Consider the following 16,956-nt stretch of genomic DNA (forward strand, 5'->3'; position numbering starts at 1 on the left):
ACTATAAATAACACTTTTCTAATGATAATATGCATTGGCTAAATAAATAAAGCCGTTCACTAAAAATGCTATCCCAACAGCTAGGTTTTAAACTAATTTTATATAGCTATTAATCAAGTTATCTAGATTCTAGACTACTTCTCTACATTATTATTTTCAAGTGGTTTAAGGTCTAAAGACTCAAAACACTCTATTATGAAGGCAAAATTACTAGGCTTCGTACTGTTTACACTTTTATTTAGTTTTAATGCAAAAGGCCAAGTTGGTGTTGGCAATACAAACCCTCAGGCACAATTAGATATTAGTGCGTCTAATACTACTTCACCAACCAACTCAGATGGTATTTTAATACCACGTATGTCTAATTTACCAGCCGTATTTAGTATGACACCCAATCAAGATGGTATGATGGTATTTTACACAGGAACAGGAGAGGATGGCAAAGGATTTTATTATTGGGATGAGACAGCTAACAATTGGGTTAAAATAGTTAGTGGAACTGCAAACAATTGGACTCTTAACGGCAATGCTATAAATGGAACAAATTTCTTTGGAACAACCAATAATGCACCGATAATATTTAGAACAAACAATGATCAACAAATGGTATTAGACCAAGATGGAGATTTAGGGCTAAATCTAACCAATCCTAATGCCACACTAGATATTGGTTTTACCAACGGTAAAAATGTCATTGAGGCCAGAGGTAATTCAACAATTTTAGCTCCTACTACTATTGTGTCTAATATCTCAGGTGCTACTTCAAGTAACAGCAATGAAATTGAAAATGGCATGATCCAAACTTTTACCACGCCCCAAGATGGCGAATTAAATTACATTGACTTTCTCGCAAGAGGCTCGAGTAATGGTGACCAAGATACCAGAATTATCATTCGAAGAAATGGAACCATAATTTATAATAACGTATTTTCTATTTTCTATTCAACAACACCCACAGCAAGGCGGATCAACTTTCCTTCTGGGATTACCATTGCAACGGGCTTTACCTATTCTGTAGAATTTGAAGATGAGAGTTATGGTTGGGCAACATCCGAAATATATGGGTACTACTCTACTGGTAATACTTACAACAATGGCAATGCAAGCGGTACTGCTCCAACAAGTGGTGATCTGGCTTTTAGGGTAAACATTAATCGATTTATAAGTACAACTGATGAAGTATTTGTACTTAATGAGAATGGCCAATTAAGTGTAGGGCACGACAATCCTTCAGCTACTCTAGACGTAGTAGGCGACTTTCAATACCGTGATGGTAATGAATCAACAGGTGACATCTTAATTTCGGACAATATTGGTAATGCTACTTGGACAGATCCTACCTCAATATTTACAGACGACCAAACACTTACACTATCTGGTAATTTTCTGAGTATAACTGATGGAAATAGTGTAAATCTATCCTCCTTATTTACTGAGGATTCTGACTGGTACGAGGTCGGCGGCACAACAATACCGAACGATATTAACGACAATATGTATACCCAAGGCAATGTGGGTATTGGGGAAAATACGCCTCAAGCCAGACTTCATGTTAACGACGCTAATACACCCTTGCGTTTAGATATCGGTGGTACTGAACGCTTTAGTTTTAGAAATAACTCACTTGAATTTTTAAACAGTGGTAATTCTGTCTTCATCGGTGAACTTGCAGGTAATAATGATGATCTATCTGGCAACCAAAATACAGCTATTGGCTACAGAGCACTTAGAGATAATGTTACTGGTCAGCGCAATATAGCTATAGGAAGTGGTGCCATGTTGCTAAACAATAGTGGTGATACTAATATTGCCATTGGCGATGATGCGATGGCAGTAAGCACGTCAGGTTCTAATAATATTAGTATTGGTACTCAAACTTTATTTAGAAATACGACAGGAAATAACAATGTAGCTCTTGGAGGCACAGCACTCAGGGAAAACACAATAGGCATTAATAATGTTGCCTTAGGCTATAGAGCATTATATAACACTGAAACTAATGCCAATATAGCCATTGGATACGAATCTGGTTATACAAATTCTTCTGGAACTCAAAACACTTTTGTTGGAACTGGCTCTGGGCACCTTACCACAGGCAGCGGTAACTTATTTTTAGGTTACCAAGCAGGTTATAATGAAACAGGCTCAAATAAGCTTTACATTAGTAATTCCAACTCAGCTAACCCTCTTATTTATGGTGAATTTGACAATGATATACTTCGCTTTAATGGTAATGTTGGTATTGGTAGAACTCCAATAACAAATGCACTTGAAGTAGAAGGTAATGCTTCAAAAAACGTAGCTGGTGCATGGTTGGCTAATTCTGATCGACGCTTAAAAAAGAACATTAAAACCATTGATGGTGAAAATGCACTAAACAAACTTTTAGCGCTAAGAGGGGTAACCTATGAGTGGAATGATAACCAAACAGGAATTGACCGTCCTAAAAATATACAATACGGCTTCATTGCCCAAGAACTCATGCAGGTTTTTCCAGGAAAGGTGACCAAGGATAATCTTGGTTTTTACCAAACCGCTTATGGTGACTATGATGCGGTTTTTGTTCAGGCCATAAAAGAACTGAACACGAAAATTGAAACTCTTGAAGCTGAAAACATAACATTAAAACAGCAACTAAAGAAATATGAATCATTAGAAGCTCGTATTCTTGCATTAGAAAATGAGACAGCAGCTAACTTGTCTGTTGAAAAAGTTCAAACAAGTGAGGAATAAAAATTAAACAATTATGTTTTGAGACCGATCATAATAACTATGTCGGATAGTAGAAAAAGTCGCAGTAGGGAGCGACTTTTTCTTTTTTAACTATGCTTTGTTATTAGCGTTGACTAGAAAAAAGCGTTCATTCACTAAAAAAAGATGTTGCAGTTATACATTTTAAATAACTTTATAAAGCTATTAATCTATTTTGTTGGATTAAAAATATTGAAGCAAAAGTCGCTGTAGGGAGCGGCTTTTGTTTTTTAAAACCACTTTACAGTTAATTTGGCCAATTTCTCTTTTAATGCACTGTACGGTGGAAACAACAATTCATTGATTCCATAGGCATATTGTTTCACTACGGCACGCTGATTGCTAAAAGCTTTAAAACCAAAAAGACCATGGCTTTTACCAATACCGCTGTTATTTATTCCACCAAAAGGCAAGTTATGATTTGCATAATGAATCACGTTATGATTAATACATGTACCACCAGCTCTTGTGTTTTTAACAATCTTCTTTATATTTCTTTTATTTTTACTATAAATATATAAAGCCAATGGTCGTTCTTTGGAATTGACATAGGCAATTGCCTCATCCAAACTGTTATATGTAACAATAGGTAAAATTGGCCCAAATATTTCTTCTTTAAGCAGTGTAGCATCTTCTTTTAAATTTGAAATTATAGTTGGGGAGATATACCTTGAATTAGCTTCTAAATCGCCACCAACCTCAACATTGGCGTCCAAACTTCTTGCGTTTTCTAAATAAGATTGCAAACGTTCAAAGTGCTTTTCGGTAACAATCCTAGCGTAAGAATCTGATTCAATCGGGTTTGCGGTATAATAATGTTCTATCCATTTTTTGCATGCATTTACAAACTTTGTTTTAATGCTTTCTTCTATCAATACATAATCTGGTGATACACAAATTTGACCTGCATTTAAGAACTTTCCCCAAACAATGCGCTTTGCAGCTTTTTCTATATTGATTGTATTGTCTATGATGGTTGGGGATTTTCCACCAAGTTCAAGTGTTACTGAAGCTAAGTGTTTTGCGGCAGCCGACATCACAATTTTACCAACGTTTGGTGAGCCGGTAAAAAAGATATGATTAAAGGGCAATTCTAATAATTGGGTAGCGGTTTCTACTTCTCCTTCTACTAATGCTACTTCCTCCTCAGTAAAAATAGTTTTCACAATCTCGGACATTAAAGCAGAAGAGTTTGGTGTCATCTCCGATGGTTTAATAATTACAGAATTACCTGCTGCTATGGCCGAAACTAATGGTCCAAAAGTTAAGTTGAAAGGAAAATTCCATGGCGAAATAATTAAACATACACCCTTTGGTTCATATATATAATAAGAACTAGAGCCAAGCATTGATAAAGGTGAATCTACCTTTTGCTTTCGCATCCACTGACGAAGATTAGATTTTACAAATTTAATTTCATTTATAATGGAATATATCTCGGTAAGCTCCACTTCTACCCTGGGCTTGTTAAGATCTTTATGTAATGCCTCAATAATACGGTCTCTATATGTCGCTTCAATGGCAGTTTTAAGCTTTTTCAACTGTTTTATCCTGTGATTATAAGGTAATGTTCCTATGTTGAGCTGACGGGATTGTTGCTTCAGAAACAACTGATAATAAGTATTATCCTTAAAGTCTATATTATTCATATGCTTAATATTTTCTAATTCAATTACAATGGTGCAGTTTGTCGACAATATCCGCAAAGCATCTCTTTTAACCTGAAAATCAATGATTTTAACTTAACAAAACAACGCTTTTAAAGGGCTGAGCGCTCATTTTGGGTATTTCGTCGATATTTTTGACTAGCAAATGTCAGTTATCTAATTATAACTTGGTTTCGTCCAAAAGTTTCATAGAAATCTAACAAACCTATGTTTCTTTGAATCGAAATTAAAACAAAACGATTTAATAACAATGAAAAAAGGTTTAGTCATATTAGCATTCTTAACAATGTCTCTAGCAGGATTTGCTCAGCAAGATGTTGTAAGTAACGTTGAGACTGAATTGGTTGAAACTATTAAGCCTGAAAAACCTGAAGTTGCAAGAGCGACTATATCTGCTAAAGTGAAGGCAAAAGTTTTAAGATTAAATCACAAGAAAAGTAATGAAATAATAAGTATTAAAGCTTACAGAAAAAGTCTTCAAATCAAAGTTAAGACTGTAAAGCTTTGCTAATTAATATGCTATTAACCATTGAAAAAGCCGAAACATATGTTTCGGCTTTTTTGTTGTAGTATAAGAGTAAATGAATACTAGTGTATTAACATTAGGATTAAGTATTTTCTCATAAATCAAAGATTTATTACTTTGTACAACACTATTAATCTTTTATGACGAATTCTATAAATATTTGTTTTCATAGATTAAGTCACACTATTATATCCTTAATTTTATGTGTAGTCAGCTTAATTTCTGGTGCTCAAAATTTAACGTTTTCTCATTATGGATTAGACGAAGGGCTACCGCAAGAAACGATTCATTGTATAGAAAAAGATGCTAATGGATTTATTTGGTTAGGAACTTCTGATGGTGTGGTTCGTTTTGATGGAAAGGAATTTTTTGTCCCTCAACCAGATACTAATTCTAATCTTGATATTGCAGGTTATAGAATTGGAGACATTCTCGCAAAGGACAACTACATATATATAGGAACTGGTCAAAATGGACTTATTAAATATAACATCCATGATGAAACAATTTCACAACTGGGAGAAACTAACACCAATTGTACGCGTTTAATTCATTATAAAGACAAAGTCGTTGCTGCCTTTTATAATAATGGATTAGCCCTTATTGATGAGTTTCAAAACTTTCATTCTGATAGTTTTCTGAAAAAGTTTCCTAAAAAAATTACTGGTATTTCGGTTTACAATGAGATGATTTTTGTAGGCACGGACGAGGGCTTTATTTATAAAGTTAAACTAGACGATAAAAACGACTTCGTGTATGGTTTCTATTATAAAAAAGTCGCCAATTTAAACGCTCAAATTAATAACCTGCAAACCCTTAATGGACAACTTTGGGTTAGCACAAACGAAGGCATTTACAAATATTCTGATACCATAAACAGCTTTGATGCAATCCCTATTCATAAAAATAATCAAACTGTAAATTACAATACTAATACATTGGCATTTCATTATGAAACTTTCTACCTTGGCACGACATCAGATGGTTTATTATTAGGCAATTTTGATGGTGATAAATTTTCAGTCAGTCAACACTTTGTTGCTGATAAAAAATATGATGCATCTACGATAAATTCCGATGGTATTAATGAGCTCTTTATATCAGATGATTTACTATTTATTGGAAATATCAATCTCGATATTACCACAGTAAAAGCACAAGACGTATTTATTCAACCCACCGAAAATTTTGATCTAGACAACCCTTCTGTTTTTGCAGTTTATGATACAAAAGATTACTTATTTACAGGTTCATCAAGCGGATTAGTGATTTCTAGCAACAAGAATATTTCAAAATATAATGTTTTATCCGAGCATAATAGGGTTAGAGGCATAACAAGAGACAATCACAACAATATTTGGTTTGTGACCAATAAAGGAGTTTTTATTATTCCTTTAAAGAATTTAGATATTAAAAACCCTACCATCATTTCATGTCCTATTGATGCCAACGACAGCGCTCAACTTCCCGCAGAAAATATGCGAAGTGTTTATAAAGACCATGATGGAAATATATGGATTACCACATTTAATGCTGGGTTTTCAAAATTTATAGGTGACGTCACTTCAAATAATTTAAAGTTCAAAACCTATAGTTCTGAAGCGTTAGCTTCGGTGTTTACACTTTCTATGGTTGAAGATGCCTCTAGCAACTACTGGATGAGTACCCAAAAAGGACTGAGTAAATTAAATTTTAAAGATGACGAATTAATTTCAGTAAAAAACTACGATGAGTCATCTGGTCTTGCTACTAAAGGTGTTTTGAGCAGTTTTATAGATTCTGAAAATACGCTTTGGGTCGCAAGCAGAAAAGGATTGAACAAATACAATGAAGCATCAGATAGTTTTAAAAGTTATGGCAAGCGTGAAGGCTTAACCAACACCTTCGTTTATAACATTAACGAAGATAACTCAGGGAATTTGTGGTTATCAACCAATGGTGGACTATTCCGATTTAATAAAACCACGGAAGAGTTCACCAATTATAACCCAAAAGACGGCGTACAGAGTACCGAATTTAATCTTGGAGCGACATTTAAAAATGAAACCACAGGACAACTATATTTTGGTGGAATTAACGGATTAAATATTTTTGATCCCAATCGAATTTCAGAGTTAGATAAAGAAGGAACTCTTAAATTTACCAGTCTTAAGATCAAAGATGAGTATATTCTTCCAAATACCTCCAAAATTCTATCTACCTCCATAAGTAATGCTAAAGAAGTTAATCTGAATTATGATAGTTTCCCTGTCAACTTAAACTTTGCCGCTCTAGACTTTAGACTCAACAGTAACATTAATTATGTTTACAAATTGCTTCCTGATGATACTGACTGGAACAATCTGGGAAGCAAAAACAACATTCAGTTATTAAACCTATCTTCTAAATCCTATACGCTTCAAATTCAGGGAAAATCACGTAATGACCTTTGGAAAAAACCACCTTTAGAATTAAAAATAAGCGTAACGCCACCTTGGTACAAAAGTAATTTAGCATATTTATCCTATTTGCTTTTATTTTTAGGTATTGTTTATGCATTTTATAAAATTAGTCTGCAACGACAAATTGCTGGGCAAGAATCTAAACGTTTACAAGATTTAGATGACTTAAAATCGCGCTTCATCACCAATATCACTCACGAGTTTAGAACACCGCTCACCATTATTTTAGGATATCTAAGCAACTTAAAAGAGCGTTTCAACACAAAAGATGAAGTGAGTACATCACTAGAAACCATAGAGCAAAATAGTAACAACCTGTTAGATTTGGTAAACCAAATGCTCGACTTAGCTAAGCTTGAAAAAGGGCAACTTAACGTTAATCTTATTCAGAATGATATTGTTGCATATGTATCTCATATAGTTTACAGCTTTAAAAGTATTGCTGCTGACAAGGACATTTCTATAAAATTTTCATCTGAGCCAAATCAAATCATAATGGATTTTGATGCTGAAAAAATTCGGCAAATAATGACAAACCTCATTTCTAATGGTATTAAGTTTTCGCCTCAACATTCTGAATTGAATATTAGACTTACCAAAAAAGAAGTTTCAATTTTACAAATCGAGGTTACTGACCAAGGTTATGGCATTGAAGAATCTCAATTGCCTTTTATCTTTGATCGCTTTTACCAAGCTGAAAATGCTGTACATAAAGTCGCTCAAGGAACAGGTATTGGATTAGCTCTTACCAAAGAATTGGTAGAATTATTTAACGGTAAAATTAAAGTCGCTTCAATAGTTAATAAAGGCACCAGCTTTACGATTACTTTGCCAATAACAAATACTGCTGAAGCAAGACCTGTAGACCAAGACGAACGTCAAATCAATATTGGTACTGTGGTTCCTCAGATTGATGATGTTATTTCAGATGAAGACGCTAACGCTGTACTCATCGTAGAAGATAATGCTGATATGGCGAGATATGTTGCATCATGTTTAAAACCAAACTATAAGGTCTCCTTTGCCAAAAATGGAAAAGAGGGTTTAAAACTTGCTAAACAAAATATCCCAGATATTGTAGTTACTGACGTAATGATGCCTGTTATGGATGGTTTTGAGTTAACGCAAAAACTACAAGCAGACGATAATACCAATCATATCCCAATCATTATGCTTACCTCTAAAGCGATGCAAGAAGATCGGTTGGAAGGCATAACCAGTGGTGCAGATGCTTATTTAACAAAGCCGTTCCAAAAAAAGGAATTACAACTGCGCATGCAAATGCTTATTTCTAAACGAAAACAGTTACAAGAACGATATACAGTAAATTCCATTGTAGAAAAAAAAGAAGAACAACCAAAACCTTTGGATAAAAAGCTGGTCTTTTTAAATACAGTTGTCGATGCTATTCACCAACATATTGAAGATTCAAATTTTGGCGCAACCGAACTAGCTAGTTTCTTAGCAATGAGTGATTCACAACTCTACAGAAAGCTAAAAGCGATTTCTAATACCAGTACAGCTGTTTTTATAAGGAAGGTGCGTTTAAAGAAAGGCAAAGACATGCTTAAAAACAAAGATTTATCGGTTTCGGAAATTGCCTATGCGGTTGGATTTAACGATCCAAACTGGTTTAGTAAGACATTTAAAGAAGAATTTGGACAAAGTCCAACCAAATTTCGTAACTAATTTATTTTCAGTTATTTAACAAATAATAAAACAATTGATTCTTCTCATTTTTCTTCATTTTGACAAAATACTCCATGCTTTTGAAAGAATAATCAAGACGATTTTTAGAGTTCAATATTAGTTTTGAAGAGCTATTAATTATTAAATCGTTGTGAGATGAAAACCTCTACATTTCTTGTGTCACTTTTAATCATCAATTCTAGTTTTTTGGCTGGTCATGTATCCATCCAATTATTTGGAAGTATTAACCCTTTTATCTTAGGAGGCTGCGAAATTTTACTTGGTATTCTATACTATGTAAATAAAATAATTAGAGATGTACGAAACACTTTTGATGTAGAGGTTAAACTCTAATCACACAATTTTAACACCCTACTGTTATGAAAACAATTATAACTTTAGCTTTGCTATGCTTTTCAATCTTTATCTTTTCCCAAGTTGGTGTAGGTAATACAGATCCTCAAGCCAGACTGGATATTTCTGCTTCAAGTACGGCAACACCAAGTAATGAAGACGGTATTTTGATACCAAGGGTAAATAATTTCCCAACAGTAAACCCGACAGCAGACCAAGACGGGATGATGGTATTTTATACTGGCACATCATTATCAGGAAAGGGCTTTTATTATTGGGACAATAGCACAACATCGTGGACTTCTATTTCTGCTAAAGATTCAGATTGGCTCACTCAAATAACAAGTGCGTTACCAAACTCAATTAATGATAACATATACACTCTAGGCAATATAGCTATTGGTGGGATTAATTCTTATGGCTATAAACTTTATGTTGACTCAGGAAGTAATCTAGGTACTTATCTCACTGGATCAGGTTTAAATAGTAATTATACTTTAAGTGTAATTAACTCGGCAGGTCGTGCCGCTCGATTTCAAACAGGAAACACTTACTTCAGTGGGTATCTTTCCAATAATGTCGCTGTACATGGAACGGCCTACGGAACCGACGCTATTGGTGGATTTTTTAGCTCATACGATAATGGAGAAGCCCTTGTTGGGCAAAGTCAAGGATCAGGAACAGCCATAGAAGGCTGGGCCTACGGTACAGGATTATCTGGATATTTTCATGGAGGAGAGTTATTCGCGAATGATGGTTTTAGAGCTGAGCGGAATGTCATTTTTAATGATTATGGATTCCCTACATCTGATTTGCGTGTTGAAAGTGACACAGAACCATACATGTTATTTGTGGATGCAAGTTTAGACAGAATGGGAATTGGCTTAAGTAATCCTCAAACTCTTTTACATGTTGGCGGTAATACACGTATTGATAGTGAGCTCCAAATAGGAAACCCTTCTACAATAGGTTATACATTTCCAACAATAGATGGCACTAACGGCCAAGTGATGACTACAGATGGTGCTGGTAATCTAACTTTTCAAGATGCTGCCGTTAACACAGACAATCAACAAGTAGATACTTTTGGATTAGTCGGTAATAACTTAGGAATTTCCTTAGAAGATGATGGCGTACCTGTTCAAACAGTTAATCTTGATAACCTTAGCTTTAATGTTAATAATTTCTCATTAGCAGTATCCACATTGCCTGGGCTTTACATCCATGGTGGAACAGGTTATGAAAAAATGGCATTCAGCACTATTGTTGTAGATACACAAGGTGAATATATAACAACAAATAACAGGTTTAGAGCCACAAATAACGGTTATTATCGTATTAATGCAACCTACACTACCACTTCGAACTATTTTACAGGAAACTATGGTATTGCTGTATATAAAAATGGAACTTTAATAAAAGAAAACACCTTTACACATGTGTACGATGCGCCAGATGGCATACTACACAGATCAATTAATTGCATAGTACAACTAGATGCCTTGGAATATATAGAAATATACATGTACAGCACAATAAGTGGTATACTTATAGACCAAAATCCTTCAAAAACATATTTTGAGGTAGAACGTATTAGATAAAATATAAAGCATAATTGGATTGTCTTCAATTATATTCTTTTGCGCAAAGAAAGCCGAAGTAGGGATCGGCTTTCTTTTTTCATTCCTGCGAAAGCAGGAATCTTTAAAATCTATTCTCAATTTCATTTAGCATTCTTTTATTTCAAGATTTAAGTTTTGTAATTTGCAAATTGTCAGCGAGACCAATTTTCATTAGCTAAAATTTGTTTTCAAAAGGCTTTCGACTGCGCTCAAGCTGACATTATATTTCAAATCATATTTCAAAATGTCAGATCAAAAACGTCTCTTTTTAGTCGATGCTTACGCGCTTATTTTTCGTGGGTATTATGCTTTTATAAAAAACCCAAGAATAAACTCTAAAGGCGAAGATACTTCAGCTATTATGGGTTTTATGAACTCACTTTTAGATGTCATCAAACGCGAAAGACCAGACCATTTAGCGGTATGTTTTGATAAAGGCGGAAGTGTAGATCGTGTGGAAATGTACGAAGCTTACAAAGCCAACCGTGACGAGACGCCAGAAGGCATTCGCACTGCAATTCCTCATATTTGTAACATATTGGAAGCTATGCATATTCCAATTATGGTTAAAGAAGGTTTTGAGGCAGATGATGTTATTGGTACACTTTCCCGTCAAGCGGAAAAAGAAGGTTATAAAACTTATATGGTTACGCCAGATAAGGATTTTGCACAATTAGTTACCGAAAATATTTTTATGTATCGTCCAAAATCGTTTGGTGGTGGATATGAAACTTGGGGAATTCCAGAAGTTCAGAAAAAATTTGAAGTCGAAAGACCAGAACAAGTTATTGACTTTTTAGGAATGATGGGCGACTCTAGTGATAATATTCCTGGTTTGCCTGGTGTTGGCGAGAAAACCGCTAAAAAATTCATTAAGCAATTTGGTAGTATGGAAGGACTTTTAGCCAATACTGACCAACTAAAAGGTAAGATGAAAGAAAAGGTTGAAGCTAATGCCGAATTAGGTCGACTTTCAAAAGAATTAGCACGAATTATGCTCGATGTTCCGGTGGAATTCAATGCTAAAGATTTCGAGTTAGATCATCCAAATATTGAAAAAGTGAAAGAAATTTTTCAAGAGTTAGAGTTTAGACGTCTTACTGATAATTTCCTTAAAACGTTTAGTACAGGAGAAGAAACGGCTTCGACTACGCTAAGCCAACAAAATAAAGAAGCGGTGACTGAGCGTAGTCGAGGTCAAAGCACCAACAATCAAAATGCTGGTGCAGGACAATTCTCATTATTTGGTGGTGGCGATGATAGCTCAAACTCTGAAACAAACACATCTTTTACAAGAAATACAGCCGAAAACACAAGTCACTTTTACCAAAGTGTTGCAAGCGGAATGGCAACAAAACTGTTTGTAAAAAACCTGCTCAATCAAACTTCAGTGTGTTTTGATACCGAAACGACTGGTTTGAATCCGTTAACCGCAGAATTGGTTGGTATTGCATTTTCTTGGGAAACTGGTAAAGGTTTCTATTTACCATTTCCAGAAAATAAAGATGAAGCACAAGAATTAATCGAAGAATTACGTCAGTTTTTTGAAGCTGATAACATTCAGAAAATTGGTCAGAATTTAAAATACGACATCAAGGTTTTAGCCAAATATAACATTGAAGTCAAAGGACCTTTATTCGACACCATGTTAGCGCACTATTTAATTAATCCAGACATGCGTCACAACATGGATGTACTATCAGAAACGTATTTAAACTACTCGCCTATTTCCATTGAAACTTTAATTGGTAAAAAAGGTAAAAATCAGTTATCGATGCGTGATGTGCCTTTAGACAAGCAAACCGAATATGCTGTAGAAGATGCCGATATCACACTTCAACTTAAAGAACATTTTGAAAAAGAGTTAGGCGAAGCCAATACACAAAAATTGTTTGATGAGATTGAAATTCCCTTACTACGTGTTTTAGCTGCTATGGAATTGGAAGGTATCAACCTAGACAAAGACTTTTTAAATAGCTTATCAGAGCAATTAAATACTGACATTGCCAACTTAGAAAAAAGCATTTACGAAGCTGCTGGTGAAGAATTCAACATTGCATCACCAAAGCAATTAGGTGTTATTTTATTTGAAAAAATGAAATTGGTAGACAAGCCAAAAAAGACCAAAACTGGGCAATACTCTACCGCAGAAGACGTGTTGAGTTACTTGGCAAAAGACCATGAAATCATCAGAAACATTCTAGAGTTTAGAGGTTTATCGAAACTTAAAAGCACGTATGTAGATGCATTACCACTTCAAGTTGAAGAAGCTACAGGTCGCGTACATACTGACTATATGCAAACTGTTGCTGCAACTGGTCGTTTAAGTAGTAATAATCCTAATTTACAGAACATTCCTATTCGTACAGAACGTGGTCGTCAAGTACGAAAAGCATTCGTGCCTCGTAATGAAGATTACACATTATTAGCTGCCGATTATTCTCAAATTGAATTGCGCATCATCGCAGCATTGAGCGAAGAAGAAACCATGATTGAAGCCTTTAAACATGGCGAAGATATTCACGCGTCAACTGCTTCAAAAGTATTTAATGTAAAAATTGAAGACGTTACCAGAGAGCAGCGTAGCAATGCAAAAACGGTGAATTTCGGGATAATTTATGGTGTTTCTGCATTCGGTTTAAGCAATCAAACCGATTTATCACGTAGTGAAGCCAAAGAGTTAATCGATACCTATTATGAAACCTATCCAAAACTGAAAAACTACATCAGCAAACAAGTAGATTTTGCTCGCGATCATGGTTATGTACAAACGGTTTTAGGCAGACGCAGATATTTAAAAGATATCAATTCTAGAAACGCGGTTGTTCGTGGCGCAGCAGAACGAAATGCAGTAAATGCGCCAATTCAAGGTAGTGCTGCTGACATCATTAAACTAGCAATGATCAACATTTATGAGAAATTAGAAGTTGGTGATTACAAAACAAAAATGCTTCTACAAGTACATGATGAATTAGTATTTGATGTCTACAAACCAGAACTTGACGACATTTCAAAACTGATAAAAACTGAAATGGAAAATGCCTTTAAACTTTCGGTACCATTAGATGTTGAAATTGGTCTTGGCGACAACTGGTTAGAAGCGCATTAGACAAAAAAAAGCAGGATTAAATCCTGCTTTTTCATTTTAATATATTATATCTATTATGCGGTTTGCATTTCGTGCTTACCTTCATAGACTTCTTCTACTAACTTAGCATTAAATGCTGGTAAATCCTCTGGTGAACGACTTGTTATTAAACCTTCGTCAACAACAACTTCTTCATCTAACCAATGTGCTCCTGCATTTTCAATATCGGTTTTAATAGAATTATACGATGTTACTTTTCGTCCTTTTAAAACATCTGCTTCAGCTAACAGCCATGGTGCATGGCAAATTGCTGCAACAGGTTTCTTATTTTCAAAAAAAGATTTTACAAAGCCTACCGCCTTATCATTTCGTCGTAAAATATCAGGATTAATGACGCCTCCTGGCAGCATTAAAGCATTGTAACTACTCTGCGATACTTCGTCTAAAGTTTTATCTACTTTGTAAGCATTACTCCAATTTCCGTTATCCCAACCTTTGATTTCGCCAGTTTTTAAAGACACAATATGCACATCTGCTCCTGCCTCTTCTAACGCTTTTTTAGGTTCTCTTAATTCACTTTCTTCAAAGCCATCGGTTGCTAAAATTGCAACGGTCTTTTTTTCTAAATTTTCCATTATCATTTGTGATTTTTTGGGTTAATAATTGTCCATTTAAACTAACAGATCTATCAACCAAAACCAAAAAAAGAGCTTGGATTAACCTAGACTTAACAGCTATTGTTAAGTAATCTTAAATTTATGAGTTAGCGTTTCTTCTTTTTACTTCGGAATTTAGCCTTATTCTTTCGCTGGTTAAAAGGCACAGCATCATTAAAGGTATTTTTAGTTTTACCAGGCTTATTTTTACGCCACTTTTCGTCCTTTTTAGGCAATAGAACGTCAAGTAGGTCTTGTCTTCCTAATTTATTTAGGGTGTTTTTAATCCAAGCTTTGTTTTCATCTTTATACCAAAAGAAAAAACGGTGTTGTTCGTCCTTTTCCTTTCTGGTTTTTGGCGTATTTACTTTTTTAAGCGTATATGGATGGTAACCACTGTAATAAATCACCGTTGCTACCGTCATTGGTGTTGGCGTAAAGCCTTGTACTTGCTCTAGTTGAAAGCCCATATCTTTAGTTTCGGCAGCAAGATTTGCCATATCTTCAACTTCGCAAGCTGGATGATTTGAGATGAAATACGGAATTAACTGTAAGTTGAGTTTATTCTTAATATTAATTTTATCAAAACGTTCTTTAAACTTGTGGAAGTAACTAAACGATGGTTTTCGCATTAATTTTAATACTGGATCGCTAGTATGTTCTGGCGCTACTTTAAGTCGACCAGAAACATGCTTAGTCATCACTTCTTCGGTATAATCGTCTAACTCTTTTGGATCGGCGTTTTTATTGAATTCTGGCACCAACATATCGTGTCTAATTCCAGAGCCGATAAATGATTTTTTAACCTTCGGATGACTATCAACCGCTTTATATAATTCGGTTAACGGCTTGTGAGACGTATCTAAATTACTACAAATTACTGGCGAAATACAACTTGGCGCAACACATTTATCACAAATAGATTGTACTTTACCTTTCATTTGATACATATTCGCACTTGGCCCACCAATATCAGATAAATAACCCTTAAAGTCTGGCATATTTGCCACTTTATCAACTTCTCTTAATATGGACTCTTTACTACGACTTGCTATGAATTTTCCTTGATGCGCCGAAATGGTACAAAAACTACATCCACCAAAACAACCACGATGAATGTTTATAGACGTTTTTATCATCTCGTAGGCAGGAATAGGTCCGCGCTTATTGTATTTTGGATGCGGTAAACGCGTGTAAGGCAAATCGAAAGAGGCATCAATCTCAGCTTCTGTCATTGTAGGGTAAGGCGGATTTATCATCAGCATCTTATCACCTACACGCTGAAAAATTCGCCTTGCAGCTAACTTATTTGATTCTTGTTCTATAATCTTAAAGTTAGACGCATAAGCCTTTTTATTTTTTAAACAGGTTTCGTGAGATGCGATTTCAACATCTTCCCAATTCTTGTTTTTTGGGATATCGTTTTCATCATTAATAAGAATTGCCGTTTGGTTAACTGTATCTATACTATTAAAAGGTACACCACGTTCTAGTAAACGGACAATTTCACGAAGTGGTTGTTCGCCCATTCCATAAACCAACATGTCTGCTTTAGAGGTTTCTAAAATAGTTGGCATTAGTTGGTCGCTCCAATAATCGTAATGCGTCACACGACGTAATGAGCCTTCAATTCCACCAATTAAAACTGGTGTATCAGGCCATTTTTCTTTTAAAATTTTACTGTAGACGGTAGATGCGTAATCTGGTCTAAAACCAATTTCGCCATTTGGCGTGTAAGCATCTTTATCTCGACGCTTTTTATTGGCGTTGTAGTTGCTAATCATAGGATCCATGCAACCACCTGTAACACCGAAGAATAAACGTGGTTTACCTAACTTAACAAAATCCTGAAGATTATCATTAACATTTGGTTGCGGTACTATAGCCACACGTAAACCCATACTTTCTAGTAAACGTCCGATTACTGCAGGACCAAACGTGGGATGATCTACATAAGCATCTCCGCTAAATAGAATTACATCCAGATATTCCCATCCGCGAATTTTCACCTCTTTATTTGTGGTAGGTAACCAACTAGAAAGTCTTAATTCTTCTTGCATAACGGCACAAAGGTAAATAGAAAATGTATTCGTTCGTTTTAAATATAGTTAATAAGTTAGTAGAATTCGATTGGTACCTTACGATAGATTCTCTTTTTTAAA

At 35.0% G+C, this 16,956-nt stretch carries 9 protein-coding genes; 6 read left to right on the forward strand and 3 right to left on the reverse strand.

Going from position 1 to position 16,956, the window contains the following annotated elements:
* Positions 1-195: 195 nt before the first annotated feature.
* The gene (locus FC091_RS00270; RefSeq protein ID WP_138432283.1) at positions 196-2,733 is read left to right on the forward strand and encodes a tail fiber domain-containing protein; all 2,538 of its coding nucleotides are present in this window, start codon (positions 196-198) and stop codon (positions 2,731-2,733) included.
* A 248-nt stretch (positions 2,734-2,981) separates the two neighbouring features.
* Here the strand turns inward: FC091_RS00270 and FC091_RS00275 are convergent, their stop codons facing one another.
* The gene (locus tag FC091_RS00275) at positions 2,982-4,400 is read right to left on the reverse strand and encodes an aldehyde dehydrogenase family protein (RefSeq protein WP_138432284.1); all 1,419 of its coding nucleotides are present in this window, start codon (positions 4,398-4,400) and stop codon (positions 2,982-2,984) included.
* A 268-nt stretch (positions 4,401-4,668) separates the two neighbouring features.
* Here FC091_RS00275 and FC091_RS00280 point away from each other — a divergent pair, with 268 nt between their 5' ends.
* The 5 genes from FC091_RS00280 to polA all read left to right on the forward strand — a co-directional run bounded on the left by FC091_RS00280 (position 4,669) and on the right by polA (position 14,159).
* Complete coding sequence (locus FC091_RS00280; RefSeq protein WP_138432285.1) at positions 4,669-4,929, forward strand: hypothetical protein; 261 nt, start codon at positions 4,669-4,671, stop codon at positions 4,927-4,929.
* Between the two features lie 155 nt (positions 4,930-5,084).
* A complete protein-coding gene (locus FC091_RS00285; RefSeq protein WP_138432286.1) occupies positions 5,085-9,074 on the forward strand; it encodes a response regulator in 3,990 nt (1,329 codons plus the stop codon).
* Positions 9,075-9,230: 156 nt separating this feature from the next.
* A complete protein-coding gene (locus tag FC091_RS00290; protein ID WP_138432287.1) occupies positions 9,231-9,428 on the forward strand; it encodes a hypothetical protein in 198 nt (65 codons plus the stop codon).
* A 26-nt stretch (positions 9,429-9,454) separates the two neighbouring features.
* Entirely contained in the window at positions 9,455-11,029 is a 1,575-nt protein-coding gene (locus FC091_RS00295; RefSeq protein WP_138432288.1) for an autotransporter outer membrane beta-barrel domain-containing protein, read from the forward strand.
* A 265-nt stretch (positions 11,030-11,294) separates the two neighbouring features.
* Positions 11,295-14,159, forward strand: coding sequence for a DNA polymerase I (gene polA, locus FC091_RS00300; RefSeq protein ID WP_138432289.1), 2,865 nt, complete (start codon positions 11,295-11,297; stop codon positions 14,157-14,159).
* Between the two features lie 53 nt (positions 14,160-14,212).
* Here polA and FC091_RS00305 read toward each other — a convergent pair whose 3' ends face one another.
* Positions 14,213-14,773 (reverse strand): type 1 glutamine amidotransferase domain-containing protein, encoded by a 561-nt coding sequence (locus FC091_RS00305; RefSeq protein WP_138432290.1) that lies wholly within the window; start codon positions 14,771-14,773, stop codon positions 14,213-14,215.
* A gap of 128 nt (positions 14,774-14,901) precedes the next feature.
* A complete protein-coding gene (locus FC091_RS00310) occupies positions 14,902-16,854 on the reverse strand; it encodes a YgiQ family radical SAM protein (protein WP_138432291.1) in 1,953 nt (650 codons plus the stop codon).
* Positions 16,855-16,956 lie beyond the last annotated feature (102 nt).

The organism is Winogradskyella algicola (genome assembly GCF_005869935.1).
GTDB classification, from domain to species: Bacteria; Bacteroidota; Bacteroidia; order Flavobacteriales; family Flavobacteriaceae; genus Winogradskyella; species Winogradskyella algicola.